Annotated in this window: 17 protein-coding genes, 3 tRNA genes and 1 riboswitch; of the genes, 9 read left to right on the plus strand and 11 right to left on the minus strand. The window is 62.8% G+C overall.

Features of this window, described 5'->3' with window-relative positions; all coding sequences use genetic code 11:
• Positions 1–1077 precede the first annotated feature (1077 nt).
• From ACK28C_RS08395 to ACK28C_RS08435, 9 genes are all read right to left on the minus strand, one after another.
• A tRNA-Met gene (locus ACK28C_RS08395) sits at positions 1078–1154 on the minus strand.
• Between the two features lie 8 nt (positions 1155–1162).
• Positions 1163–1239 (minus strand) — tRNA-Met (locus ACK28C_RS08400).
• Positions 1240–1252: 13 nt separating this feature from the next.
• Positions 1253–1339 (minus strand) — tRNA-Leu (locus ACK28C_RS08405).
• A 48-nt stretch (positions 1340–1387) separates the two neighbouring features.
• Entirely contained in the window at positions 1388–4687 is a 3300-nt protein-coding gene (locus ACK28C_RS08410) for an FtsK/SpoIIIE domain-containing protein (protein WP_015556247.1), read from the minus strand.
• The gene (locus ACK28C_RS08415; RefSeq protein ID WP_015556246.1) at positions 4675–5424 is read right to left on the minus strand and encodes a hypothetical protein; all 750 of its coding nucleotides are present in this window, start codon (positions 5422–5424) and stop codon (positions 4675–4677) included. The genes ACK28C_RS08410 and ACK28C_RS08415 overlap by 13 nt, the downstream gene beginning before the upstream one ends.
• Before the next feature lie 27 nt (positions 5425–5451).
• Complete coding sequence (locus ACK28C_RS08420) at positions 5452–6624, minus strand: amidohydrolase (RefSeq protein WP_015556245.1); 1173 nt, start codon at positions 6622–6624, stop codon at positions 5452–5454.
• 354 nt (positions 6625–6978) lie between these two features.
• Positions 6979–7863: a triphosphoribosyl-dephospho-CoA synthase gene (locus ACK28C_RS08425; protein WP_015556244.1), complete on the minus strand. Its 885-nt coding sequence runs from the start codon at positions 7861–7863 to the stop codon at positions 6979–6981.
• A 28-nt stretch (positions 7864–7891) separates the two neighbouring features.
• Positions 7892–8734 (minus strand): YitT family protein, encoded by an 843-nt coding sequence (locus ACK28C_RS08430; protein WP_409152050.1) that lies wholly within the window; start codon positions 8732–8734, stop codon positions 7892–7894.
• 249 nt (positions 8735–8983) lie between these two features.
• On the minus strand, positions 8984–9994 hold the full coding sequence (locus tag ACK28C_RS08435) for a hypothetical protein (RefSeq protein WP_015556242.1): 1011 nt from the start codon (positions 9992–9994) through the stop codon (positions 8984–8986).
• A 328-nt stretch (positions 9995–10322) separates the two neighbouring features.
• Here ACK28C_RS08435 and miaA point away from each other — a divergent pair, with 328 nt between their 5' ends.
• The 5 genes from miaA (at position 10323) to mgtE (ending at position 17258) form a co-directional block, all read left to right on the plus strand.
• A complete protein-coding gene (gene miaA / locus ACK28C_RS08440; RefSeq protein WP_243440573.1) occupies positions 10323–11315 on the plus strand; it encodes a tRNA (adenosine(37)-N6)-dimethylallyltransferase MiaA in 993 nt (330 codons plus the stop codon).
• Complete coding sequence (gene ispH / locus ACK28C_RS08445) at positions 11309–12154, plus strand: 4-hydroxy-3-methylbut-2-enyl diphosphate reductase (RefSeq protein ID WP_409152051.1); 846 nt, start codon at positions 11309–11311, stop codon at positions 12152–12154. The genes miaA and ispH overlap by 7 nt, the downstream gene beginning before the upstream one ends.
• Positions 12155–12178: 24 nt before the next feature.
• Positions 12179–13729: a S1 RNA-binding domain-containing protein gene (locus tag ACK28C_RS08450; protein ID WP_015556241.1), complete on the plus strand. Its 1551-nt coding sequence runs from the start codon at positions 12179–12181 to the stop codon at positions 13727–13729.
• A 363-nt stretch (positions 13730–14092) separates the two neighbouring features.
• Positions 14093–15271, plus strand: a complete 1179-nt coding sequence (locus tag ACK28C_RS08455; RefSeq protein ID WP_409152052.1) for an Mbeg1-like protein — start codon at positions 14093–14095, stop codon at positions 15269–15271.
• A 565-nt stretch (positions 15272–15836) separates the two neighbouring features.
• On the plus strand, positions 15837–17258 hold the full coding sequence (gene mgtE, locus ACK28C_RS08460; protein WP_015556240.1) for a magnesium transporter: 1422 nt from the start codon (positions 15837–15839) through the stop codon (positions 17256–17258).
• 60 nt (positions 17259–17318) lie between these two features.
• Here the strand turns inward: mgtE and ACK28C_RS08465 are convergent, their stop codons facing one another.
• Positions 17319–18260 carry a DMT family transporter gene (locus ACK28C_RS08465; RefSeq protein WP_015556239.1) on the minus strand — a complete coding sequence of 314 codons (942 nt, stop codon included), beginning with the start codon at positions 18258–18260 and terminating at the stop codon, positions 17319–17321.
• A 176-nt stretch (positions 18261–18436) separates the two neighbouring features.
• Here ACK28C_RS08465 and ACK28C_RS08470 point away from each other — a divergent pair, with 176 nt between their 5' ends.
• Positions 18437–19336 carry a LysR family transcriptional regulator gene (locus ACK28C_RS08470; protein WP_208872759.1) on the plus strand — a complete coding sequence of 300 codons (900 nt, stop codon included), beginning with the start codon at positions 18437–18439 and terminating at the stop codon, positions 19334–19336.
• Positions 19337–19356: 20 nt separating this feature from the next.
• Here ACK28C_RS08470 and ACK28C_RS08475 read toward each other — a convergent pair whose 3' ends face one another.
• A complete protein-coding gene (locus tag ACK28C_RS08475; RefSeq protein WP_015556237.1) occupies positions 19357–20280 on the minus strand; it encodes a cation diffusion facilitator family transporter in 924 nt (307 codons plus the stop codon).
• Between the two features lie 104 nt (positions 20281–20384).
• A riboswitch (NiCo riboswitch) is annotated at positions 20385–20494 on the minus strand.
• A gap of 450 nt (positions 20495–20944) precedes the next feature.
• On the opposite strand from ACK28C_RS08475, the gene ACK28C_RS08480 reads away from it, so the two are divergent.
• The 3 genes from ACK28C_RS08480 (at position 20945) to ftcD (ending at position 24618) form a co-directional block, all read left to right on the plus strand.
• The gene (locus tag ACK28C_RS08480) at positions 20945–22132 is read left to right on the plus strand and encodes a CdaR family transcriptional regulator (RefSeq protein WP_015556236.1); all 1188 of its coding nucleotides are present in this window, start codon (positions 20945–20947) and stop codon (positions 22130–22132) included.
• A 225-nt stretch (positions 22133–22357) separates the two neighbouring features.
• The gene (locus ACK28C_RS08485) at positions 22358–23527 is read left to right on the plus strand and encodes a M20 family metallopeptidase (protein WP_208872757.1); all 1170 of its coding nucleotides are present in this window, start codon (positions 22358–22360) and stop codon (positions 23525–23527) included.
• Between the two features lie 152 nt (positions 23528–23679).
• The gene (ftcD, locus tag ACK28C_RS08490; protein WP_409152053.1) at positions 23680–24618 is read left to right on the plus strand and encodes a glutamate formimidoyltransferase; all 939 of its coding nucleotides are present in this window, start codon (positions 23680–23682) and stop codon (positions 24616–24618) included.
• Positions 24619–24714 lie beyond the last annotated feature (96 nt).

Below are 24714 nucleotides of genomic sequence, written 5' to 3' on the forward strand. Positions count from 1 at the left end.
GGCGGCGGAGGGGTTTGGCCAGACGAGCGGCCTCACGCAAGCCGATCTTTCGGGAGGATTGCGGCGGCCGGTTGGTCGGCTGTGCCGAAGCAAGGCAATGGATTGCCTTGTGGAGGCGTTGACGGGGAATGTCAGACAGGCGCGTCTTATGAAAAACACCCCTCCCCTTCGGGGAGCCTTCCGGCTGCCGTTCGCTACCGCTCACGGGCTGTCAGTCCCAGCCCCTTCGGGGCAGCCCCCCACACCTTGCAGGGGGGCCTTTCTTTCCCTTCTTTAAACGCGAATTGGTATGAGGCTTCGCGGGCCGTTTCATCGTGGGGTGGTCGGGCCTGTGCCGCTCAAGCGCTCAGGGTATTTCTTTTCTACGCCCGCAATTCCGGCGCAAAGAGCCCTTCCAGCTGCGGCAAACGCCCCTGCCGGGGACACGTCACGCACGCCTCTGCGGCGGGCAGCATATGCCAGCCTGTCCATATAGCGGTGTGCGGCTGTTCCTTCAAGGTCAAACATGCATCGAGCGGCAAGGGTTATAAGACGTTTTCTTGTCTCCTGCATGATCATCCCTCCCGCAATTATTGTATCACTCCCGCCTCCGTATGCCCACCAGATTCAGCGCGGCGGCCGGTCGGTCGGCTGAGGGCGAAGGAAGTCCGGGGGACTTCCGCAGCTCGGCCAGACGACGCAGCTTATGCAATCGCGTCAGCGATTGCAGCGCTGCGTTGGTTGGCTGTGCCGAAGCAAGGCAATGGATTGCCTTGTGGAGGCGTTGGCGGGGAATGTCAGACAGGCGCGTCTTATGAAAAACACCCCCCAGCCCCTTCGGGGCAGCCCCCCTTGCAGGGGGGCCTTTCTTGCCCTTTAGACGCGAATTGGTATGAACGCCTAGAGCGCCAGTCACGTCGTCCGACGAAAAGGAGGACGTGTTTAAAAAAACAGACTACGCTCATATCATGATTCCTTCGCTTATCTTGTCCTTTTTCTTGACGATGGTCCAGGTGGGGGCAAGTAAGCGAAGGCCCCCTCCGTGAGGGGGCCTTTCTATTCTCTGAATCCCTTTTGAAACTCAGGGTTTTTCGCTTCTGGTGGCGGCGACTGGAATCGAACCAGTGACACTGCGGGTATGAACCGCATGCTCTAGCCATCTGAGCTACGCCGCCTTGAAAATTGGTTGCGGGGGCAGGATTCGAACCTGCGACCTTCGGGTTATGAGCCCGACGAGCTACCTGACTGCTCCACCCCGCGATGTCGTGTCCGCTGGTGCCGAGCGCGGGACTCGAACCCGCACGGACAAACGTCCACAGGATTTTAAGTCCCGTGTGTCTACCAATTCCACCAGCCCGGCGACACTCGAACATTATACCATCTTTTATCGCTACGTCAAACTTTTTTTTCAGCCCCTCAGGAATTCCGGGCCCAGGAGCGAGATGTCCGCAATCGGGCCCTGAAGGCGCTCGACGGCCGAACCGTTCCCAACCAGCATGTCGCCGTGTCCCAACAGGTGCTGCGCCTGGGTAAACCCCTCGCCCAGGATGATCTGGCTGTTGCTCTTGCTCGCCACCTTCAGCGCCACGCGCAGCTGAAGGTTGGCCTTGATGACGCCGGTGACGACCTTCGCGTCCGGGCGCTGTGTCGCCAGCAGCAGGTGGAATCCGGCGGCCCTTCCCTTCTGGCAGAGTCGCTGGATGAAGTGTTCGAGGTCCTTGGCCGTCTCCTTGTGCATCATGAGGTCGGCGTACTCGTCGATGATGAGAACCCGTCGCCGCAGCCGCTCTTCGGCGACGGCGTTGTAGTCCGTCAGATGAGAGACCTTCGCCCCCTCCATGAGCTCATAGCGCCGCTCCATCTCCTCAACGGCTTCCTTCAGGGCCTCCATGGTTTCCTCGACGTCGCAGAGGATCCGCCCCTCCTCCAGGGCCCGCAGCCCCGCCAGATCGACGAAGGTGAGCCGCTTGGGGTCGATCAGGGTGAAGTTCACGCTGTCCTTCGGCGCGCAGAGCAGGAGCCCCACGACCACGGAGCGGAGCAACACGCTCTTTCCGCTCCCGGAGGTTCCGCCGATCAAGATGCTGGTCATGGAGGGTTCTGCCAGGTCGGCCCAAAAAACGCTTCCATCCACCCTCATCCCCAGGGGGAAGACGGCCTCCGAACGGGGGCGGCTCTCCTCGCCTTGCCGGAGTAAAGTTTTAAGGGAAAGCGCCTGAGGGCTGGACCGTGGAACGTCAACGCCAACGTAGCCGCCATAGGCCTGAATCACGGGGGGCACGGGAAGGGCCATCTGAACTTGAAGGTCGTCCGCCCGGTTGTCTATCTTCTTCACGGTCGTCCCCCTGGCGGCGTCGGGCAGGACCTTCAGGCGTATAAAACGGGGGCCACAGACGACCCCAGCGTCGGCGACCGACAGTCCAAGGTCCTTCAAGGCCTTGAGCAACTGCACCATACGATCAAGACCCTCTGCATGACAAAATATTTCTTGAGGCACTTCGCCAAAGTCATCACGAGCTTTGTCGCCCGATTCGCTTCCTGACTTCTCCGGAACAGTTTGAGGAGTGGGGGCCGCGCCCAAATCGTTACGACAAAATATTTCTTGAGGCACTTCGCCAAAGTCATCACGAGCTTTGTCGCCCGATTCGCTTCCTGACTTCTCCGGAACAGTTTGAGGAGTGGGGGCTGCGCCCAAATCGTTATGACAAAATATTTCTTGATGCACTTCGCCAAAGTCATCACGAGCTTTGTCGCCCGATTCGCTTCCTGACTTCTCCGGAACAGTTTGAGGAGCGGGGGCCACGCCCAAATCGTTGGAGCAGTCCCCGTTCTGCGGACGCTGCTGGCAGAGCTCGGAGTTCACCGCCACGGGCAGAGGCAGGCGCTTCTCCTCCGATGCGCTGCCGCTTGTATCCTTCGGTCCACTGGTGGAAGGTGTGGGGTCTTTCCCGCTCCCTGTGTCCTTGCTCCGGTCGCCATCACCGGGTTTTCCGCTCTCCCCGTCAAGGCCGAGAAGGTTCCAGCGGAAGCCCTCCTTCATGTAGCCCGAAAGGTCCTCCGGCGTCGCCAGGCGAGGTCCACCCGATGGCGGGTAGAGGGTAACGTCTCCGTTACAGACCTTGTTTTGGAACGCCACGAGGCCGTACCAGGCCGCGCGTCCATCCGGTTGGAGGACGACCGTCCTCCCCTTCAGAGCCCTGAACTGTCCGAGGAGCTCATGAACCTGCTTCCAGTTTTCGGGGCCCTTGAGCGCCCGCTCGTCCGTGACGTAACAGCAGAACCCGTTGGGATTTTCTTCCAGAAACTTGATCCCCCTGTCGATTGCGGCTGCCGCGGAACGATGATGTCGGGTCGCCATGATGATGAAGGCGCATGGCGCCTCCGGGCCCTCGGCGGAGCGTTTCCCGGACAGCCGGAGATACTTATCGGCAGAGCGGGACACTTTAAACTCCGGATGTGCACCCAGCCACATCTCAAGCGCACTCAGAAGGTGATTCGCGTTGGGGGGCCAGGAATTGGGGTCCGAGGCCACCTTGTCGCACTCCTCGCGGTAGGCCTCAGCCAGGGCGTGTTCGACCTCATGGGCTGCGTCCGCCCCAGCTCCCGCCTCCTGGATTGCCTGATTGGCCAGGGTTATGACCATTCGAGGAGAGTATCCCGGCTTCAGCGTCGTATTGAGGCGCGCCATCAGCCATTGGTACTTCTGCTCCACCTCATCGTCATCGTCGAAAAAGGCCTTGATACGCTCTTTGATCAATTGCTTCGCCTGCTCCAGGTTGCAGTTTGCCATGGGGAGGCGGTGATTTAAGAACTTCTGCCTTACAGCGTCGTCCAACCTGGGGGAAAAACGCTGTTCCCACGTATCTGCGCGAAGAAAGGCCAGGGGCAGAACTCCGTAAACATCGTTGATCAGGAGGCTTGCCGCCGTCCCCCAGGCGTTGAGCAGGTCCTCTGAAGTCATGCCGTCGAGCTGATCGAAGCAGACCAACATGGGGACGCGGACGTAGCGCAGGACGTGCCCCAGGGAGAGGAGCCTGTCCCGTGCCTTCTTCTCCTGCGCTGCCGGCGTCATCTCGTCCCAATTGCAGGCGATCACATCCAATTTCTCGGAGAAGCTCTCGTCGGACTCCCCCCTCATCCAGCGGAGAATATCATTCTTCAAGGAGGCGTCCTCCGTGCTGGCGTAGAGCAGCAGGCAACGAAGGAAATCGTTATTGACCCTATCCAATTTCATCTGAAGAGGCTCAAGTCGAGCCATTCCGCCAAGGGCATCCTCTCTAAAATCCCTGCGATAAGCTTTGTCCAGCGCCTCGAGCAGCAGATCGATTTGCAGCTTCCCGTCCCCGTGCTCCCGCCCCATGCTGATGAAGACCTCCCGCAGCAGGTCCTGCAAGACGCTCTCCGGGTCCATGAAAGCCCTGACCGTTACGAAGATCGCGATTTCCCCGCTTTCGCGAATCCTGCGGAGGACGCGCTTGAGCATGTGGGTCTTGCCCGCTCCGGCCTCTCCGAGGATCAGGCCGGCAAAGGTCTCTGCAGGGTTCTCTCTCGTCATCTTCAGGAGCAGGTCAATATGGTCGACGACGGTACGGTTGAGGGAGTCGAGGTCGGGGTTGGCGTTGTCCCAGGGATTGGGGGCCGCGGACGAGGCAAAGGGATTCTTCGCCACCAGCTGGCTGCGAATCACGCTGTCGTTCAGGCTATCCATGTCATCGTCCCCATCCTGAAGCCGTTCTCGTCCACAAAGCCGTCCTGAACCTGGTCTGGCGTCATCAGCGTCACGTCCCCGGCGTGAAGCTGCACGGCCTCATCGTCGCGCAGCCGCCGGAGCATGTCATCGAAGACCTCGCGCGGCCAGCCCAGACGACCGCGCAGGTCGCAGATGCGGACGAAAGTACTCCCTCGATCGAGCTCCCGAAAGGCCGCATGAAGCTGTTCCCTGCGTTTGTCGAACGTGTCCGCCAGAGTTTCACATGCTGTCCCGGCTGCATCTTTCTTCACAGGTCCCATCGCCCCAGAGGCGAAGAAACGAGGCGCAAACTCGGCAGCGAGCTTCAACGTGACCTGTCCGCTCTCCAACAGGTTGTTTAAAATCCTTATGAGCTCATCCTTTTTGATAAACGGCATTCCGTTAAGCAGCTGCGGACCACTTTTTCCCGCTTTTCCCCGTATAAAGCACAAAACGACTTCGGCCAGATTGGTCCCGCGCAACAAATAAACAGCATTGCCCTTGCTGCAGATTGCCAGTTTGTCTTCCAAATGGGGTGTAAGGATCTTTATCACATTTGGGTTTGTCAAGTTCCTTCCCGTCAACCCCAGACGCTTGCGGAGCTGGGAGCTCATTGCCTTCCGCATCGCGCTCAGGGTCATGAAATCCCTCCCGCTGCGGCGCAGGACCTCCAGCAGCTCCCCGGCGACGCTCAAATCCCTGTCCTTATCGCTCATGCCCGATTCTCCTTCGTCTCTCTCCGCTTACGCGCTCGCCAGGAAGTCCGCCGCGAACTGGGCCATGACGGCCGCTCCGCGCGTCAGGATGCCCTCGTCCACGGTGTACTTCTCGTGGTGGTTCGTGTAGGTGATGCCCTTCTCCCGATTCCTGCTGCCGATGAAGGCGAAGATGTAGGGGATTCTGCCGCCGTCGGAGAGCCAGGGGAAGTCCTCGCTGCCCATCATGGTGGGCATGTGCCCGACCGCCTGCTCTCCGTAGAGCTTCACCACGGCCTCGCGGGCGATCGCGTTGAGCTTGTCACTGCCGTTGATGAGGGGCGGGGTGAGGCGCTTGTACTCCAGGGTCCCCTTCGCGCCAAAGGCCGCGGCGGTGTCCGCGATGATCCGGCGCATGATCTCCGACTTGCTGAGGTCCTCGTCGAAGGTGCGGACCGTCCCCTCCATGCGCACGCGATTGGAGATGACGTTCCAGCGGGGGCCGCCCTCGATGAAGCCGATCGTCAGCACCAGGGGGTTCAGGGGGTCGTTCATGCGCGAGACGCACTGCTGCAGGTTGTTGATGATGGCCGCCGAGACCGTGATGGCGTCCACGCCGAGGTGGGGGGCGGAGGCGTGGGCCGCGACGCCCTCCACCTCGATGGTGAACTTGTCGCAGCAGGCCATGCGGCTGCCCGGCGTCACGTCGATCAGCGGCGCGTCGAAGTTGCCCCAGACGTGGGCGCCGTAGATCGCGCTGACGCCATCGAGCGCGCCGCCCTTCAGCATGTCGAGGGCGCCCGAAGCGACCTCTTCCGCCGGCTGGACCAGCAGGCGCACCGTGCCGTGCAGCTCCGCCTTCACCTCGTTCAGAATCTGCGCGGCGCCCAGCAGCATGGCGACGTGGTTGTCGTGCCCGCAGGCGTGCATCCGTCCCTCGTTTTTGGAGGCGAAGGGCAGGCCCGTATCCTCCTCGATGGGCAGGGCATCCATGTCGGCCCTCAGGGCCACCGTGGCGCCCTGACTCCCTCCGCGAATGTCGGCGACGAGGCCGTAGCACCCGGAGACCTCCCGGACCGCGATCCCCATCGCCTCCAGGTCGCGCCGAATTTGGGCGCTGGTCTCCTTTTCCTCGTTGGAGAGCTCCGGGCACGAGTGATAGTAACGCCTGCGCTCCACGATGTAGGGCTCGTACCTCTCCGCCAATGCCTTGATGTCCATCTCTCAAAACCCCTCTCTGAAAATTGAGCAGCTAAGGAAACACTGAAAGTCGTTGAGAACTGTCAACCGTATAGACTCCTTCAGTGCCTGAAACTTCATCAGGCCGCGCGAAGCGCGTGGGGATTGGGACTGACGGCCCGTGAGCGCTAGCGAACGGCTGCCGGATGGCTCCCCGAAGTGGGGGGCGTAGCCCCATTTTAAAATTTTAGGGAAGCGCTGAAGGATACCCTTTATTTGATGCTCCTTGATTGCTTTCAACAACTTTTGAAGATTAATCAGCGCTTCCCTAAATTTTCAGGTCAAAAAACAGTATAGCACCGGGGGGGTGTTCGACAGGACGAAACCGGGGCGCAGCTATTCCTCGCGGCCGGACCTCGTGGGGCGGAGCGCCTCGAGGTCCCGGACGAACAGCGCGGCGGCCAGGGCAACCTCCGCCCCTCTGGGGCTTACATCCGCCTCCCTCAGCCGCCTGTCCAGGGCGTCGACGGCCTTGCGGCCCTCTGAAGTGAGGACGCCCCCTGCCAGGAGGGCGGCCTTCGCCTCCGCCTGAACCCGGAGCATCCCGTCGAGCCCCGCCCTCTCCGCCAGGGCGGAGTCCGAGTTCCCGGCCAGGATGCCGAGCAGCGCCTGAGCCGCGCTCTCCCGCCCGGAGGGGGAGTCGTCCCCCTCCTCGAGCTGCCGCAGGAGGTCCACGGCCTGTACCACGACGGGGAAACCCCTCTCCGCCTCGCCTCGCGCGCCGTCCACCCCGTAGAGCGTCCAGGCCCTCTCCCCCGGCGTCAGTTCCGCGCTACCCTCGTCCAGCCCGCGCAGTTCCCGCTCCACCAGGCCGCGAACGCAGGAGGAGGCCGTCAGAGCCAGGGCCAGGGGCGTCAGGTTCCGCTCCTGCGCAAAGAGCCGGCCGGCCGCCGCGCTGAAGAGCCCCAGGAAGAAGATGCTTCCCTTGAAGGAGGTGCGCCCCCGGACGACCCCCTGCACCTCGCGCTCTCCCTGCATCCCCGCGGGCCGCAGCAGCGTCATGACGTCTTCGGGGTTCATCGCCTCCGTCTCAAGCCCGATGGAGGCGCAGTTGATAAAACAGGGGAGGAGCCCCAGAGCTCCCTCGACGATCGTTTGAAACGCCGTCCCCGCCGCGTCGGCCAGGGGCGTGACCAGTCCCGGCTTGGGCCAGGCCGCCCCCGCGTTCAACATCGACTTGACGGCGAGACGGGCGATGTTGAACACCAGGATATCGTTCATTGGGCCACCTCACCCCCCGAGGTCCGGCTCATGCCCTCAGCCAGCTCTTGAAGCCTTCCCCCACGACCTCGGAGACCTCGGAGAAGATGACGAACGCGGTCGGGTCCAGGGAGGCGATATAGCGCTTCAGGGACGCAGCCTGTCGCCTCGGCAGGATCACCAGCAGCAGCTCGAGCGGCGTGTCTCTGTAGGCACCCTTCGCCGGGATCAGCGTGGCCGTGCGCTCCAGGTCCGTCATGATGTAGTTCTTGATCTCAAGGACCCGGCCGCTGATGATCAGGGCCTGGGTGCGGCGGTGGAAGGAGTGTACCACGTTGTCGATGGTCAGCGTCTCCACGTAGAGCATCAGCGCGCCAAAGAGGACCTCTTCCAAAGAAACCGCCACGAAGGAGGCCAGCAGGATGACGAGGTTGATGTAGAGGGACATCGTCCCGATGTCGGCCCCCCAGCGCTTCCTTGCGGCGGCGGAGACCACGTCCATCCCTCCGGAGCTGGCGTCGACGCGGAACAGCATCCCGTAGCCGATCCCGCCGATGATCCCGCCAAGGATGGCAGCCAGAAGCGGCTCCTGGATCACAGGGTACTGAAACATCTCGACGACGGGCAGGACCAGGCTGGTCAGGATGGTGACGTAGAGCGTCCAGAGGGCGAAGCGCATCGACAGGTAGTGCCAGCCCCACAGGAGAAGGAGTGCATTGCCCACCGTGATCACCCAGACCGGCGAGAGCCCCCAGAGGTAATTGGTGATGAGCGCCACCCCGGTCACTCCGCCTGAGGCGAACTTGTAGGGCATCATCAAGGCGATGATGGCAAAACAGGTCAGCACCGTTCCAATGGTCGTGCTGATCAGAGTGTCCAGCTCCTCCGTCATCAACCTGTGCAGAAAATCTGCTGCCCTGCTCCGCTGCGTCCTCTCGCCCATCTGATACCCACCGTCCGTCAAGATAAAATTAGGCCCCGCAGAGGGGCCTTTCAATCATAACACAGACATAACACAGACGGTGCACAACGCAGACCGTGCGCGGCGAGGACGAGGGCGTCCTCTGCGGGAGAGCAAAATTTATAGAGGACAGATGACGGCGAGGTCCCCCGAACGGCGCAGCGTCCCCCTGGGGCATGGTCAAGCTCTCCGCGCCATGCAGGCCATCGAGGCTTTGTGGTACGCCCTGTCCAGGAGCTGAAGCGTTCGGACGGCATCCTGATACTCGACGCTGCCCATCACGAAGGATGCAGGGTTCAGGAGCTCCTTCCTTCGTTCGTAAGCCCTTTGCACCTCGTCCATCGTGGCGCTCCGTGCGATCCCCAGACAGCTGAAGGCCTCTTCGTCCGTGAGGTCCTGCAGCGTTTCGAGCCCACTGCTGGCTGAGAATACGTTCGTCGGCTGCGGCTGCACCTGTGCCTGCGGCTGCGCCTGCACCTGCGGCTCAGCGGCGCCCGTCTCCCAGGGGGGCAGCAGGGCCTGGCCTCGAATGGGCGCTGCTGCGGGGCCGGAGGGAGAAGGAGAGGGGGAGGGGGAGGGGGCAGCGCCTCTCGTAGCGCCTCTTGTGGCGCCTTTAACGTTTCGGTAGGAGCTGAACGTGTAACAGAGGGCCCCGATCGAGGCCACCGCCTGCACAACCTTTCTGTTCAGCGTTTCGTCCTCGTCGTCGAGCACGACGCACCAGCCCGCCAGCAGGGCGATCGTCAGGCCCGTAAGGGCGAGCAGCCTGCCCGTTGAAATCGCGTTTTTGCCGGAAGACCGATACGTGAGAATGTTGTAAGCGCTGAAGAAGTCAAAGACGAGCGGGAAATAGGGCTCCTCGTACACGAGCCAGCAAGCCAGAATGGAAATGACGATCGACAGAACCGTGAAGGCATAGGTCTCCACCCCATACCGCGTCCCCCGCCTCAGGAGCAGAAAGCGTATCACCGTCGGGAACAGGACGCCTCGGAACAGGACGTAAAGACACATATCCAGGATGAGCTGCAGCACGAGCTGCGAGGTTAGCTGTTCCTTCATCCCTGGCATCACCAGCGGGATCAGGACGGGAAGAAGCGAGATAAGGGGAAAGACGAGATAGGCCAGCCACAACTTTCTTCTGTCGATCGCGTTCTGTACCTCGATCGGGCTTCGTTTGCTCTGCATCCTCATGCTCAAGCGCCTCCTCAATTAGAAATAGACTTTACGATTTTTATATATCTTACTATTTTACAATATATCAAAAGGGTCGATTCCGCAAGGCCGTCCTTCCCCAGCCCTCCCGCGCCAGCACCTCGGCGATCGGCACAGACGTGTCGCCTCGCTGACCGGAATTCGGCTTTCAAGCCGGTCCCGTCGCGGAGGGGCCGCCGTCCATTTACGGGGTGGCACCATCGTCTGGAGGGCGAGCCCTTGAATGGGGCGCAATGTGTTATACTTAACGAGTGTTTACCTGAATTTTTTGAAGGGGTCGGACGGATGGCGAAGGGTGGCTGTTCTTTTGAATAACGGTGAACGGCAGCCTGTCATTGCGCTGATCGGGCCCACGGCTGTGGGCAAGACGGCGCTGAGCTTCGACGTCGCAAAAAAGTTGAACGCGGAGATCGTCTCGGTGGACTCACGCCAGGTCTACCGCTATATGGACGTGGGCACGGACAAGGCGCCCGCCTCCGTTCGGCGCGAGGTCCCGCACCACATGATCGACGTCGCGGACCCCGACGTCAGATTTTCCGTGTCCTCGTTCGTGGAAGGCGCGATGGACGCCGTTCGCCGCATCAACGCGCGCGGACGGGTGCCCCTCTTTGTCGGAGGGACGCCCTTCTACTACAACGCGCTGTTCGGCGCCTCCATGAACGCATCCCTGCCCCATGATTCGGACGTCCGCCGCCGCTACGAGGCCATGGCGGAGGCCGAGGGTCCCGCGGCGCTGCACGCACGCCTCATGGAGCTGGACCCCGACACGGCGGGCCGCCTCCACCCCAACGACGTCCTGAGGGTCTCGCGGGCCCTGGAGATATGGGACCTGACGGGGACGCCGCCCTCGCGGCTCTATGCGGAGGGGACGAAGCTGGATTCGGGACTGGACGTCCTCTACCTCGGTTTGGTTCGCCCGCGGGAGGACCTGGCCCGGCGCATTGCCCTCCGGCTGCGCGCGGAGTTCGACGGGGGGTTTCCGGAGGAGGTCGCCTGGCTGATCGACCACGGCTTTGATGAGCGCTTCCCTCCCATGCGGGGCTTGGGGTACCGCGAGCTTGCGGCCTGGAGGCGGGGGCGGATGACTTTGGACGAGGCCTTTGAGGGAGCGGGGTGCCGAACGCGCGCCTTTTGTCGAAGGCAGATGACGTGGTTTCGTCATTTTCGGCCCGCCTTGTGGTATGATACGTTCGCCCTGTCCGTCGAGCGGGTGGAGGAAGCCCTCCTGGAAGCGGCCCTTCGTCACCTGGAGGGACGCCCTGTCGAGGCCGGAGGCTGCGCGGGGGCGCCGGTGTGGTGAAGCAGGTTGTCATGGCGCTTCACGCCGGCTTCTGCTTCGGCGTGAAGCGAGCGGTGGACGCCATCCTGGAGGCCCTGAAGGAGGGACGGCCCGTGTGGACGATCGGGCTGCCGATCCACAATCCTCAGGAGGTGGAGCGGCTCAAGGGGATGGGGCTTCGTGTGGCCTTGGACGAGAGCGAGGTCCCGCCGGGGGCGGACGTGTTTATCCGAGCGCACGGCGAGCCTCTTGAGGTGCTGGAGGCCCTGAGGAAGAAGGGCGCGCGGGTCTTCGACATGACCTGCCCCTTCGTGGGCCGCGCTCAGAACCTCGCCTCCGAGCTGTCTCAGGCGGGGTGGCACGTGGTCCTGCTGGGCGACCGCCAACACCCGGAGATCCGCGGGATCATGGGGCACACGGACGGGCCGTTGGACGTGGTGAAGGACGAGGACGAGGCGGCCCTCCTGCCGGAGCGGCCCCGCATGGCCCTCATCTCTCAGACCACGCAGCAGGAGGAGCGTCTTGCCGCCGTGGCGGGGGTGCTGGTCCGGCGCGCGAAGGAGCTTCACGTCTGCAACACGATCTGCCGCGCTACGATGGAGCGCCAGGAAGCGGTGCGGGCGCTTTTGAAACAGGTGGATGGAATGGTCCTCATCGGCGGACGTGCGAGCGCCAACACGGGCAAGCTGCGGAACATCGCCGAGGCGAACGGCATGGACGTCCTTTGGGTTGAGGATGCTCAGGAACTGGATGACAGCCGGGGGTGGTTTGAGGGCAGGAACAGGATTGGTATTGCCGCGGGGGCGAGCACGCCCGAGTGGCTTATCACAGAAATAAGCAATAAAATCGCGAGAATGTAGGCAGGCAAGGGGGATAAGTGGGTTATGGAACAGGAAATGAACAGGGATATGGAACTGGAGCAGGCTGCACAGAGCGACGGGCAGGAGATGGATCAGGGCAAGCTGATGGAGGAGTACGACGTAGCGACGCGCCTTCATCCGGGCGAGATCATCAAGGACGGCACCGTCGTCGCTGAGACGGAGAACGGCTGGCTCGTCGATGTCGGCTATAAGTGCGAAGGGTTGCTCCCCGAAAAGGAGTGGACGCACCGCATCCTCATCGAGGACGTGGAGAAGCCGAAGACGGGCGACAAGATCGAGGTCCAGGTGGTCAAGATCCGCGACGGCGAGGAGGCACAGCTTCTTCTGAGCCGGTGGCGCAGCGAGTTCGACCGTCGATGGGCTGAGCTCGAGGCCCTGCTTGAGGGGAACGAGACGGTTCAGGTGAAGGGGCTCCGCAAGGTCAAGGGCGGCCTGATGGTGGAGTGCTGCGGCCTGGAGGGCTTCATCCCCATGTCCCATATCGCCGAGAACGGCCGAGGCTCCAACCTGTCGAGCTTCATCGACGAGACCTTTGAGGTCAAGCCCCTGGAGCGGGACAAGCGGAAGCATCGTCTGGTCTTTTCCCGTAAGGACCTCGTGGCGAAGGAAAACGCCGAGAAGCGTGCGAAGTTCTACGACGAAGTCCACGAGGGCGACGTCCTGGAGGGCGAGGTCAGCAGCATCACGGACTTCGGCATCTTCGTGAACCTCAAGGGCGCCATGGACGGCCTCGTCCACGTCAGCGAGATCACGTGGAAGCGCAACGTCCGCATCCGCGACCTCTACAAGAAGGGCGACAAGGTCACCGTCAAAGTCATTGGCCTCGACAAGGAGAAGGACCGCATCTCCCTGAGCATCAAGCAGGTTCAGGGAGACCCCTGGCTGACCGCCGGCGAGCGGATCCACAAGGGCGACGTCATGAAGGGCGTCGTCACCAATGTGACGGACTTCGGGGCGTTCGTCGAGCTGGAGCCGGGCATCGAGGGCCTGATCCACATCGGCGACATCAGCTGGGCCCGCATCAAGCATCCGAGGGACACCTTCCGCAAGGGGCAGGAGGTGGAGGTCCTGGTGATGGATATAGCCCTGAGCGAGGACCCGAAGAAGTGCCGCATCAGCTTGGGCTACAAGCAGCTCAACGACCCGTGGAAGGACATCGACAAGCGCTACGCCGTCGGCCAGGACCTCAAGGTCAAGGTCGTGCGCCTCGCGGAGTTCGGTGCCTTCGTGGAGGCGGAGGAGGGCGTGGAGGCCCTTATCCACATCTCTCAGCTCAGCAACAGGCGCGTCGAGAAGCCGGGCGACGTGCTGCATGAGGGGCAGGAGGTCGTGGCCCGCATGATCGAGGTCAACCCCGAACAGCGCAGGATGCGCCTCTCCCTGAGCGCCCTGGAGGAACCGACGGAGCCCCAGCAGCCCAAGCGCGACGAGCGCCAGCAGCACCGGAAGGAGTCCCGCGAGGATCGCCGTTCCAACGCAGGCGACGCGGGGCTGGACGAGGGCGGCCTGTACCAGAACCCCTTTGCCGAGGCCTTCAAGGACAAGAACTTCTAAGGAAACACTGATTAAGTCGTTGAGAACTGTCAACCGTATGGGCTCCCTTCAGTGCCTGAAACTTCATCAGGCCGCGCGAAGCACGTGGGGATTGGGACTGACGGCCCGTGAGCGCTAGCGAACGGCTGCCGGAAGGCTCCCCGAAGTGGGGGGCGTAGCCCCATTTTAAATTATAGGGAAGCGCTGAAGGATACCCTTTGTTTGATGATCCTTGATTGCTTTCAACAACTTTTGAGGATTAATCAGCACTTCCCTAAAAGACGAGACGACGGCGTTTGCCGTAAGCGGAAACTCGAAGGGGCGGCCGGTCCGCCCCTTTTTGTATCTGCCCCTCACGTTCGGGGGACGGTAAGGGGGAACGCTATGCAGAGGAGGCGAGGACAGGTGGCGAACCTCTTTGACTACCTTGAGTGGCGGGGCGACGTCCCCTTCTCCGTGGACCCGTTCAACGAGGTGGACAACCTCGTCCTCTCCGAGCTGGCGTATGCGGACTTCGAGGGCGTCGTGACGCCGCAGGACGAGCCCGTCCCCGTCCGCGCGGTTCGCGACCGGTACTTCCGCCTGCACACGCGCGAGGAGGTGCGGGCCAGGAGGACCTTTATCGGCCCCGCCCCGTTGCTCCTGGACCCGCTTGCGGACTCCGTCCGGTATCGGGACATGCGGATGGCCTGGTACTGCAACCACATCTCTATGGAAGAGGTCGCGCAGATGGCGGCCGTTACGCTGTGGCCCGGCGACGGCACGGTCTATGCAGCCTTCCGCGGCACCGACAACAGCCTCGTCGGGTGGAGGGAGGACTGCACCTTCAGTTACCTGGCCGAGACGCCCGGTCAGAGAATGGCCGTAGAGTACCTGAACGACCACTTTCGAGACGGCTCCCTGCCCCTCCGCGTGGGAGGGCACTCCAAGGGCGGCAACTTCGCCGTCTACGCCTCCGTCCTCTGCGATGAGGGGATCAGAAAGAGGATTCGGAACGTGTTCACCAACGACGGCCCCGGCCTCGCGAGCGCCGTCACGCGACTGCCGGCCTATCGGGATATCGCTCCCCGGATCGTCAGCATCATCCCGGAGAACTCCCTCGTCGGCATCCTGATGGACAGCGCCGTGGAGCACAGGATCGTCCGGAGTTCCAACGCGGGGCCGACCGCGCACGACGCGCTGTCCTGGCTGGTCAGGGGGAACCGTTTTCTCCCGGCGGAGGGGAGGAGCGGCTTCAGCGTGTTCTTCGAGCGATCCGTGCGGGCCTGGCTTGCGGACCTCTCGGATGAGGAGAAGCGCCGCTTCGTCGAATCCGTCTTTGGCGTCCTGGAGTCCACGGGGGCCCTGACCCTGGAGGAGATGCGCCAAACTCCGCTGCGGAGCGCTCTCGCCATCCTCAAAGCCGCGCGGGCCCTCTCTTCCGATCGGCAGAGGCAGGTCCGTGCGGTCCTGGCGCGACTGGCCGAAAAGGGCGGGACGGTCTTCGCTCAGGCGTTCGGCGGGAGCGCGGCGAAGCTGCAACGGCGTCTGTCCGCGTGGCTGAGGGGCGACCCGAAAGGCTGATGGTGACGCTTCCTTCCCTGTCTTCCCTTTGATTTCGTCGACGTCAATAGCCAGAGAAAAACAAATTCGCAGGCAAAATTTTAAACGTGCGACGGACACCGGTTTTATGCGTTTTCTGCCGCACCGGACGGGTGCAGGGTCAAAGTCGGCTTACCTGTACAACGACGGGCTTGAGCCTCGATCAAGTTGTCGCAACCTGTGGATTGGGGCCCTCCTGGATGCGTTGACTTCCCCGAACGAAGAACATAAAATGAAGGGCGCAGCGTTGTCTGAAGGGGCGTGACCGCCCCCGTTCAGCCTGCGCATCCGAAGGATCGAGCTGGAGGTGAGTTCATGGACGGCGGCGGCAGTCAAAGCGACGGACAAGGCGTTCCCTTATCGCACAGAATCGCGCGGCCCGGCGCCGTTCGCCCCTGACCGTCGGCCCCGGAAAACGCGGAACGTCATCGTCCCTCCCCGTGCGGCGCAGCCGGGGGCTCCGTCCCTTCTGCCTTGCGCCCACGTTGCAGCGGCCCCGACGGGGGTCCGCTCATTGCCTTTAGTCTTTTAAGGAGGCGTGGGACCAATGGACCATACGCGCACCATCCCTGCCGAGGAGAGCGCCTCCACGGCACAGCACCCCAACTACGAGGAGAAAATCGCTCAGGTGGTGCGGGGGAACCTGACCCCGAAGATCATGCGGGAGCAGCTCCTCACCTATCACGAGAACGACGTCGCCGCCGCCCTGGACCTCTTGAAGAAGGAGGACCGCTACCGGCTTTACAGCGTCCTGAATCCCGAAACCCTGGCGGACGTCCTGGAGTACTCCGAGAAGATCAACGAGTACGTCGGCGAGCTCAACCTCAGGAAGAGGGCGGAGGTGCTGGCGCACCTCGAGCCCTCGGTGGCCGTCGATTACCTCCAGGAGGTCGAGAAGGGAGAACGCGCCGCCATCATCGACCTGATGCCGGACGACGCGAAGCAGGAGATATCCCTTCTGAGCTCCTTTGACGAGGACGAGATCGGCAGCCGGATGACGACGAACTTCGTCATGATCCACATGGGGATCAGCGTGCGCCAGGCGATGCGCGAGCTGGTGGAGCAGGCCGCGGACAACGACAACATCTCCACGATCTACGTGGCGGACGACGACGGGATATTTGCGGGAGCCATCGACCTGAAGTCCCTGATCATCGCGCGGGAGGGGACGGAGCTGGACTCCATCATCATGACCTCCTACCCCTACGTCTACGCGAACGAGCTGATCGAGGACTGCATCGAGCGCATCAAGGACTACTCCGAGGACTCGATCCCCGTGCTGGACCAGGAGAACCGGCTGAAGGGGGTCCTCACGGCGCAGGACGTGGCCGAGCTCATCGACGACGAGATGGGGGAGGACTACGCCAGGCTGGCCGGTCTGACGGCGGAGGAGGACCTTCAGGAGCCCCTCTCGATGAGCATCGTCAAACGCCTGCCCTGGCTCCTGGTGCTGCTGGGCCTGGGGCTGGTGGTGTCGAGCGTCGTGGGCCTCTTTGAGGCGGTCGCCGCGGGGCTGACGATCATCGTCGCCTTCCAGTCACTCATTTTGGACATGGCGGGCAACGTCGGAACCCAGTCCCTCGCCGTCACCATCCGCGTTCTGATGGACGACCAGTGTACCGGGCGGCAGAAGCTCTACCTCGTCGCGAAGGAGGCGAAGATCGGGCTCTGCAACGGGCTGATCCTGGGGTCCCTCTCGATCCTCTTCATCGGCCTCTACCTCCTCCTCGTCAAGGGGGAGGCGGCACACTTCGCGTTCTCGATCTCGCTCTGCGCCGGGGCGGCGCTGGCTCTCTCCATGTCCCTGTCCAGCATCTCCGGGACGACGATCCCCATCCTCTTCAAAGGGCTTGGCGTGGACCCGGCCGTGGCGTCGGGCCCGCTCATCACGACGGTCAACGACCTGATCGCCGTGGTGACGTACTACGGGCTGGCCGAGGGGCTCCTGCGCGGGGTTCTGGGGGGCTGAGGGGTTGCGAAGGCCTCGTCGAAGGTTGGTGCCCGGCCCCAGGGGGGCGGGCACCAACCTTCAGGCGTAGCGAACGTCCTCGCCCTGACCGGCGGCGGCCCCTTTGGGGGCCGGTTTGCCCCTGGCGACGAAGAGGACGCTGAGGAGGATCAGGGCCGCGCCGGCGTAGCCTCTGGCGTCCAGCGTCTCCCGCAGAAAGAGGAAGGCGAGGAGCGCGGAGAACACGGGCTCCATGGCGAAGAGCAGCCCTGCGTGCTCCGGCGTCGTGTACCTTTGGGCCACGGGCTGAAGAACGAAGCCGAAGGCGCTGCAAAGGAGGGCGAGCCCGAGGACTGCGGCCCACTGGGCGGCGTTCGCCGGCCAGGCGGGGACCTCCAGCAGTAAGGAGGCGACGAATCCCAACAGGGCCGCGAAGGCGAGCTGCCAGACCCCCAGGAGAAGCCCGTCCTCCTGGTGGGTGAAGATGTCCGTCAGGAGGATTTGACAGGCGTACAGCAGGGCTCCGCCCAGGCAGAGGAGCTCGCCCCATTGCAGCGTCATGGCATCCCGAAGGGTCAGGAGGCCAATGCCCGACATCACAGCAGCCGTCCCGACCACGGTGGCGGCGTCGGGGGCCTTCCGCCGGAAGATCGCCTGGAGGAGGGGGACGAACACGACCGTCGCGCTGGTCAGGAACCCCGCTGCGGAGGCCGAGGTGGTCCTGAGCCCGTACATCAGGAAGGCGAAGAGTCCGAACAGGAACAGCCCCAGGATCGCTCCGTGCCGGAGGGTGCGTGACGTGGTGCGGCGAAGCTGCCGCGCGAAGATCAGCGCCACCGTCAGGAAAGCGATGCCGAAGCGCAGAGCGATCATTGAAAGGGGAGGGATTCCCTCAAGCCCCATCTTCATCAGGAGGTAGGAACTCCCCCACGCCATGGCCACCAGCCCCAGCGCCGCATCCGCCCTCTGCTGCGTCCAGCGGATTCCCCGCGGCCCTGCCACAAAACTCGTCAGCGTCCTCATGCTCATCGCTCCTTTTGCCCCGAAACGACCAAAAAAGCCCGGACTGCGGGCCCCTTTCCACGTTCTCCTGCACCGGCGGGCTCGGAGGACCCGTGCACTTATCCTTAGTTTTATGATAGGGGACGGCTTGTTATTTTGAAATAGAATGTTTATACTGCCCGACAATACATCATGTAATGGGTGAGGCCATGGAATCGACGTTCAATCGTTACGAGGTGTTTCTCAAAGTGGCGGAGCTCGGCAACATTACGCGGGCTGCGGAGGCGCTGAACTACACCCAGTCCGGGGTGAGCCACTCCATTGCAGCCCTGGAAAGGGAGGCGGGCTTTCCCCTGTTCCTGAGGGGCAGCGGTGGCGTCGCGCTGACGGAGAGGGGGCGGCGGCTCCTCGCCCCCGTTCAGGAGCTGGTGAACCGCCAGCGGAACCTGGCTCAGGCCATTCATGAAATCAACGACGTGGTCTGCGGCACGCTGCGCCTCGGCACCTTTACGAGCGTGTCCGCCCAGTGGCTCCCATGGATCATCAGGGACTTCCAGAGAAGCTGTCCCAGGGTGGAGTTCGACCTGCGGGCGGGGGACTACGACGAGATCGGCGAGTGGATTCGGCGGGAGAAGATCGACTGCGGGTTCCTCTCCGCGCCTGTGCCGGAGGGGCTGTCCTTCCGGCCCCTGAAGGAGGACCCCATGAAGGTGATCCTCCCCGTGGGGCACCCCCTTGCGGAGCGCGGGAGCCTGACCCTCCCGGAGATCGCGCAGGAGCCCTTCATCATCCCGATGAAGGGCTCGGACAACGACATACAGGCGTTGCTGCGCCGGTCGGGGGTTTCCGTGCGCGTCCGCTACGCGCTGAACGACGAGTTCTCCGTCATGTCCATGGTGGAGCACGGCTTCGGCGTCAGCATCATGCCGGATCTGATCCTGCGAAACTTCCGCTTCAGCCTCCTGAGTCGGGACCTGTCTCCCGAAGCGCACCGGACGCTGGGCATTGCGTCGCTGCCCCCGGAACGGGTCTCCGTCGTGGGGCGGACCTTCATCCGATACCTGTCGGGGCCCGCTGTGGACCTCTGGAGGCTGTAGGTGCGGGGGAGGGCTGCGCGTCACGCAGCGGGGTTCACGTGGATCATGATGTGCTTGACTCCGGGGAAGCGCTGCTCCACGGAGAGGTGGACGCGCTCCGCCACGGAGTGGGCCTTTCGGAGGGACTCGTCGCCGTCCACCGAGATCTCGAGGTCCACGTAGACCCTGTTGCCGAAGCGCCTGGTGCGGAGCAGGTCGACGCGCACCACGCCCTCCTGCGCGGCGATGAAGTCTGCCAGCTCCCGGTCGTAGCTCCTGCCGCAGGAGGTGTCCAGCAGCTGTCCCAGGGCGTCCCTGGTCGTCCTGAGGGCGACGGTCAGGATCACGAGGCAGATCACGACGCCGGCGGCGGGGTCCAGCGCGGGATAGCCCATCATGGCGCCGGCGATGCCGATGAGCGATCCGATGGAGGAGAGCGCGTCCGACCGGTGGTGCCATGCATCCGCCATGAAGGCCGCCGAGTTGAGATGCAGGGCGCAGCGCCGCGTGTACCAGTACATCGCTTCCTTGACGGCGATGGACACGACCGCCGCCACGAGGGCGATGGAGCCGGGACCGCCACGCTGCGCGTCGTTTCCCGACAGGAGGGCCTCGAGGCCCGCCTTCCCGATCAGCCCTCCCGTCGCCAGCAGGATCAAGCCCAGGAGGAGGGCTGCGACGCTCTCAAATCGTTCGTGCCCGTAGGGGTGGTCGTCGTCCGCCGCCCGCTTTGAGAGGAGCACTCCGACGAGGGCGATGAGCGTAGCGAGGACGTCGGAGAGGGAGTGAGCCGCGTCCGAGACCATGGCGCTCGACCGCCCCGCGACGCCCGCAAACAGCTTGAACGCCGAGAGCGCCGCGTTGCCGGTGATCCCCGTCAACGAGAGGCGTCGGACGACGGCCCTCTCGTCCTGGGCGTCCGCCCCCCTCGTCCCCTTCATCACCGTTTCTCCGCTGGCTGTCATATCAGAGCCTCCGTTCCGCCGCCCGTGCGGCTGTGTGATATCTCCTTTATGGCACTCCGTTCGGGGTATCGGGATAGAAAGAGGCGCACCCGCGGAACGTTCGACACTGTCCCGCAGATGCGCCGGTTTGAACCGTGATCTGCTGCCGCTGACTTCGCGGCCCGGCCCCACGCCCCCGTCCAAACGGGGACATCGCCTGCTCAGTTTGTACTGTCGATCTCGCATCCCCAACAAGAAAAAGTGACCGGGATGTAATGCAGTGCAAAGAGATTGATGACATTATATGGGTCCGTTCGCGATCCGTCAACGACAGGCCGAGGAGCCAAAACCACGGGTTGCGGCGGGCTCATCGAAGGTGAAGCGCGTTGGGACCGTATTGTATAATGTCGGCTGGGCGCCGCTGCGATCCCCTTGGAAGGTTTGTATGCCAACCCGCTTTTGCCAACGGCTTTTGCATAGTTGTCGCCTCCTTGAGGTCGCGTTTGCAGAGCAATGCCGCCTCCTGCCCTCCCGAATGAAAGGAGCCTGAAGCATGGACTGCGCTTACAGCGTTGAACCGAGAGATCGGCCTGCCCATAAGATCGAGACGCATGGAGTCCGATTCGGCCTGAGACTTCGGGACGATCGGGACGTGCGGCCTGTAAAGCTGAGCGCTTGACCTCCCATGAAACGTTCGCTTTCCGACTTCGTCCCCCTTCTGCTGAAGGATGAAGGGCTCCCGGAGATCATCGACGAGATTCGCGCCGAGCTCTCCTTCGGGGTCGCTTGGCGTGAGCTGGATACGGGGAACGTCCTTTGTCGCGGAAACCCCGCCTTCGAGGAGCGAATGCTCTCCTTCCCGCTTCGGGAGATCGTCCGGATCTACGTATCGCATGAGGTCGAGGTTTCGGGAAACGCCATCGGCCTCCTCGTGCTGGACTTGCCGAAGGGGCTGCCGGGTCCCCTTCCGGAGCGTTTGGAGGACTGCCTGTCGGTGCTGAGGCTTTTCTACGGGCAACGGCTGGCGGAGAGCCGTCTGAAAACCCGGTATCGCAACGAATTTGTGCAGGACCTCATCTATGGCCGGATCTATCACGAGGAGGAAATCCGCAACCGCGCCAGGACATTCCACTGGAAGTTGGATGGCGGCATCGTATGCCTCGTCATCTCGCCGGAATTGACAGAGACGACTGGAGCCGTGCTGGACGAAGCGCTGCTGAGCGGCTTCAATCTGATTCAGTCGAGGGTTCTGGCGTTTTTTCCAAAGTCCGTCTACGCCCGTCTCCCGGATTCTCTCGTCGTCGTGTTGACCCTCGCGCTTCCGGAGGAGCGCGGACGGGAGACGCGCCTGCGGGACTTCAGGGCCGCGCTGCGAGAGGTTATGGAGAACGCGCTGCACGATGCCCGCGATCGTTGCAGGATAAGATTTTTCGCTTCGGTCGGAAGCTGGCGCGAAAAGCCCATCCTTGCCTACCAAAGCTATCAGGAGGCCCGTCAGGCCTTGATGATCTTGCGAGGCGGGATGTCTCGGCAGGATTTCGTCTTCTGGGAACAGTTGGGGGGAACCCGCATGATCGCCATGCTGGCGGACATGGAGCCGGCCCGGGAATTTTGCCGGCAGACCCTGGCCCCTCTGCTGCGGGAATCCCGCGGCGGGGAGGAGCTCATCCATACGTTGCTCCGCGTCGAGGAATGCGGCGGAGATCTGAGGCAGGCTGCAAAGTCCCTTTCGCTGCACTACAACACCCTGCGCTACCGGCTGAGGCGGATTCAAGAGATATTGGACCTCTCTCCCCACGACGGGGAGCGTCGATTCAACCTGTCCCTGGCGCTGCGCCTCCACAGGGTCTTGAGCAAAAACAGGACGGCGTGAGGTTTTTTCTGGCCTCACCGTTCTGCTTTCCGAGCCTTCCGAAGGCCTGCCAAAAAACCGTCGGCTTGCCTCTGAAAAAACTTTTAGCCCTTTTTTGTTAAAAAAAACAAAAACACCTTCAAGGTTTCATCGTTTCAGGCAGTGCTTTTACCCCTCTGCCCTTTTAAAATACGGGCAGTCTTTCTTGAAAGAACCTGAGATGCTTATCTTGAGGGGGACACGAGATTGTCTGAGCCCGAGCGGTGCGCCAGAGAGATTTTGGGGCAGCTGGTCCGAATCCGGACGCCTCAGCCTGTCGGCGACGAGAAGGACGCCGTCCTTTTTTTGAAGGAAATCTTTGATCCGTTGACCAGGGAGATCACGGTACTCGACCACGGGGCCAACAGGGCCTCCATGATCCTGACCCTGCCCGGGCGGGATCGCGAGCGGGCTGTCGCCGTGACCGGACATCTGGACACGGTGAACGTGGACTCCGAGGAGGCGTGGACGCACGCGCCCTTCTCCGCCTACTGCGACGGCGAACGGATCTATGGGCGTGGGGCGGCGGACATGAAGGGCGGGGTGACCAGCATCGTTCTGGCGGCGCTCAAATTGCTCCGGGAGCGCTTTGAGCCGGCAGTGGACGTTCACTTTTGCTTCACGGCCGACGAGGAGTACGGCGGAATGGGCGCGGAGGCCCTCTGCAACAGCGGCAGGCTGGATCGCGTAATTGAGTTGATCGTGGTCAAGCCCACCGATGGGCGGGTCGGGTTGGCTGGAAAGGGAGCCTTGGGACTTTCCGTCACCGCGAAGGGACTGAGCGCTCACGCCTCGCGTCCGGGGCAGGGGGTCAATGCGGTTGAGCAGGTTTCCGCCTTTGCCCGATCCATATCGGCGCTGCTTCGCAAGAAGGGGCGATACCCGCTCCTTGGGCTCTCCACCTGCACCATCACCGGGCTCCATGGTTCCATCAGCACCAACGTCATTCCCGACAGGGCGGAGGCCACGTTCGACATCCGCACCTCTCCGGGGATATCCCATGCGGGGCTTCTGGAGCAGATCCACGAGATCGCCCGCGTTCAAATGCAAAGGCATCCGCCCCTGGTGCTGGAGGCGACGCCCTACCTGGACCGCCAGGCTTTGGGCATGGACGAGAAAGCCCCTCTGGTGCGCCGTTTTATCCGCATCTTCGAGGCGCTGGGCCTCCCATGGGAGACGACGGGGATCGCGTACTTCACCGACGCCTCCGTGTTCGTTCCGAGGCTGGGCGTCCCCTTCGTCGTCATCGGTCCGGGGGACGAACGTTTCTTCCATCAGGCCGACGAGTACGTCACCGTAAAGGCCGTGCTCCAGTCGTCGAGGGTCCTGGAGGAATACGTCAGGACGATCCCCGACGCGGAGGGCGGAGAGGAATAGGGCGCTTGACCGTGGCTCCGAAAGGACTTCATTTCGATGCATTGCGGCTGCCGTCGCAGCGGACGGGGCATTGAGCCCGAATCTGCAGCCGATTCGCATAAGGGGTTTGTCCCCGAAGGGTTCCAAAATTTTTTTGAAGAAGGGGAAAGAGAATGGCAAAACAATATGTGCACTCCGCTCCAAACTTCAGCGCCGGTCGGGACAAGGCGGTCGTGGACGCTATCGTCAACGTGGTTCGCGACCTTCCGGGCGTCCGTTTGATCGATTGCTACCCCGATGCGGACTTCAACCGCACGCCCGTGGAGTTGATCGGCGAGCCGGAGCCGCTCGCCAGGGCGCTGGTTGCAATGGCAGGCAAGGCCTACGAACTGATCGATATGCGCGAACAGAAGGGGAAGCACCCCAGGATCGGCGCCCAGGATACCATTCCGCTTTTCCCGCTGCGCAACATCAGCCTGGACGAGGTCAAGGAACTTGCGTTCCGCATCGGACAGGAGTTGTGGAACAAGTACGGCGTGCCCGTATTCTTTGCGGGATTCAACGCGCGCTCCGAGGAACGCCGGGACATCTCCTTTATCCGCCAGGGGCAGTACGAGGGGCTGAAGAAGCTCCTCGAGGAGAATCAGGACAACCCCGCGGTCCTGGAGTCGCGCGCGCCCGACCTGGGGAAGGGGCTGCTGTCCGAGAAGAGCGGCGCGACGATCGTGAGCGCCGGAGAGAGGAACCTGGTGGCCGTCAACGTGCTGTTGAACACGAAGGACCTGGAGGTCGCCAAGAGGATTGCGAAGATGGTCCGCGGACCTTCGGGCGGCTTCAGCACCATCAGGGCCGTGGCCTTTACGCCGGACGGGTACGAGGAGGTGGCCGTCTCTATGAACATGTTCAACACGGACGAGACGCCGCTTTATCGTGTGGTGGAGCTCATCCGGTCCGAGGCTGCCAGCATCGGGGTCTCCGTTAAGGGCGTTCAGATGAGCGGGGTCTTCCCCACGAAGGTCCTGCTGCAGTGTGCGGACCATTACCTGCATCTCCTGGATTTCAAGGAAAATCAGCTGCTGGAGCACAACATGCTGCTGTTGGACGGCGAGTGAGCGCAGGACGGCCGAAAACGGAGTGCGGCGCCGGCGCGGAGACCCCGGCCATCGATCGTCCTGAGGGCCTGAACTTCCGGGCATCGGGTCTTGTGG

Source organism: Fretibacterium fastidiosum (genome assembly GCF_964642095.1).
GTDB lineage: Bacteria > Synergistota > Synergistia > Synergistales > Aminobacteriaceae > Fretibacterium > Fretibacterium fastidiosum.

What these genes read in the sequence shown, in the direction of transcription:
- ACK28C_RS08415 (WP_015556246.1), bottom strand. Translation starts at nt 5,424, where the DNA reads ATGAGCGATAAGGACAGGGATTTGAGCGTCGCCGGGGAGCTGCTGGAG.
- mgtE (WP_015556240.1), top strand. Translation starts at nt 15,837, where the DNA reads ATGGACCATACGCGCACCATCCCTGCCGAGGAGAGCGCCTCCACGGCA.
- ACK28C_RS08450 (WP_015556241.1), top strand. Translation starts at nt 12,179, where the DNA reads ATGGAACAGGAAATGAACAGGGATATGGAACTGGAGCAGGCTGCACAG.
- ACK28C_RS08455 (WP_409152052.1), top strand. Translation starts at nt 14,093, where the DNA reads ATGCAGAGGAGGCGAGGACAGGTGGCGAACCTCTTTGACTACCTTGAG.
- ACK28C_RS08435 (WP_015556242.1), bottom strand. Translation starts at nt 9,994, where the DNA reads ATGAGGATGCAGAGCAAACGAAGCCCGATCGAGGTACAGAACGCGATC.
- ACK28C_RS08475 (WP_015556237.1), bottom strand. Translation starts at nt 20,280, where the DNA reads ATGACAGCCAGCGGAGAAACGGTGATGAAGGGGACGAGGGGGGCGGAC.
- ACK28C_RS08480 (WP_015556236.1), top strand. Translation starts at nt 20,945, where the DNA reads ATGAAACGTTCGCTTTCCGACTTCGTCCCCCTTCTGCTGAAGGATGAA.
- ACK28C_RS08410 (WP_015556247.1), bottom strand. Translation starts at nt 4,687, where the DNA reads ATGGATAGCCTGAACGACAGCGTGATTCGCAGCCAGCTGGTGGCGAAG.
- ACK28C_RS08430 (WP_409152050.1), bottom strand. Translation starts at nt 8,734, where the DNA reads ATGACGGAGGAGCTGGACACTCTGATCAGCACGACCATTGGAACGGTG.
- ACK28C_RS08470 (WP_208872759.1), top strand. Translation starts at nt 18,437, where the DNA reads ATGGGTGAGGCCATGGAATCGACGTTCAATCGTTACGAGGTGTTTCTC.
- ACK28C_RS08420 (WP_015556245.1), bottom strand. Translation starts at nt 6,624, where the DNA reads ATGGACATCAAGGCATTGGCGGAGAGGTACGAGCCCTACATCGTGGAG.
- ACK28C_RS08425 (WP_015556244.1), bottom strand. Translation starts at nt 7,863, where the DNA reads ATGAACGATATCCTGGTGTTCAACATCGCCCGTCTCGCCGTCAAGTCG.
- ftcD (WP_409152053.1), top strand. Translation starts at nt 23,680, where the DNA reads ATGGCAAAACAATATGTGCACTCCGCTCCAAACTTCAGCGCCGGTCGG.
- ACK28C_RS08465 (WP_015556239.1), bottom strand. Translation starts at nt 18,260, where the DNA reads ATGAGGACGCTGACGAGTTTTGTGGCAGGGCCGCGGGGAATCCGCTGG.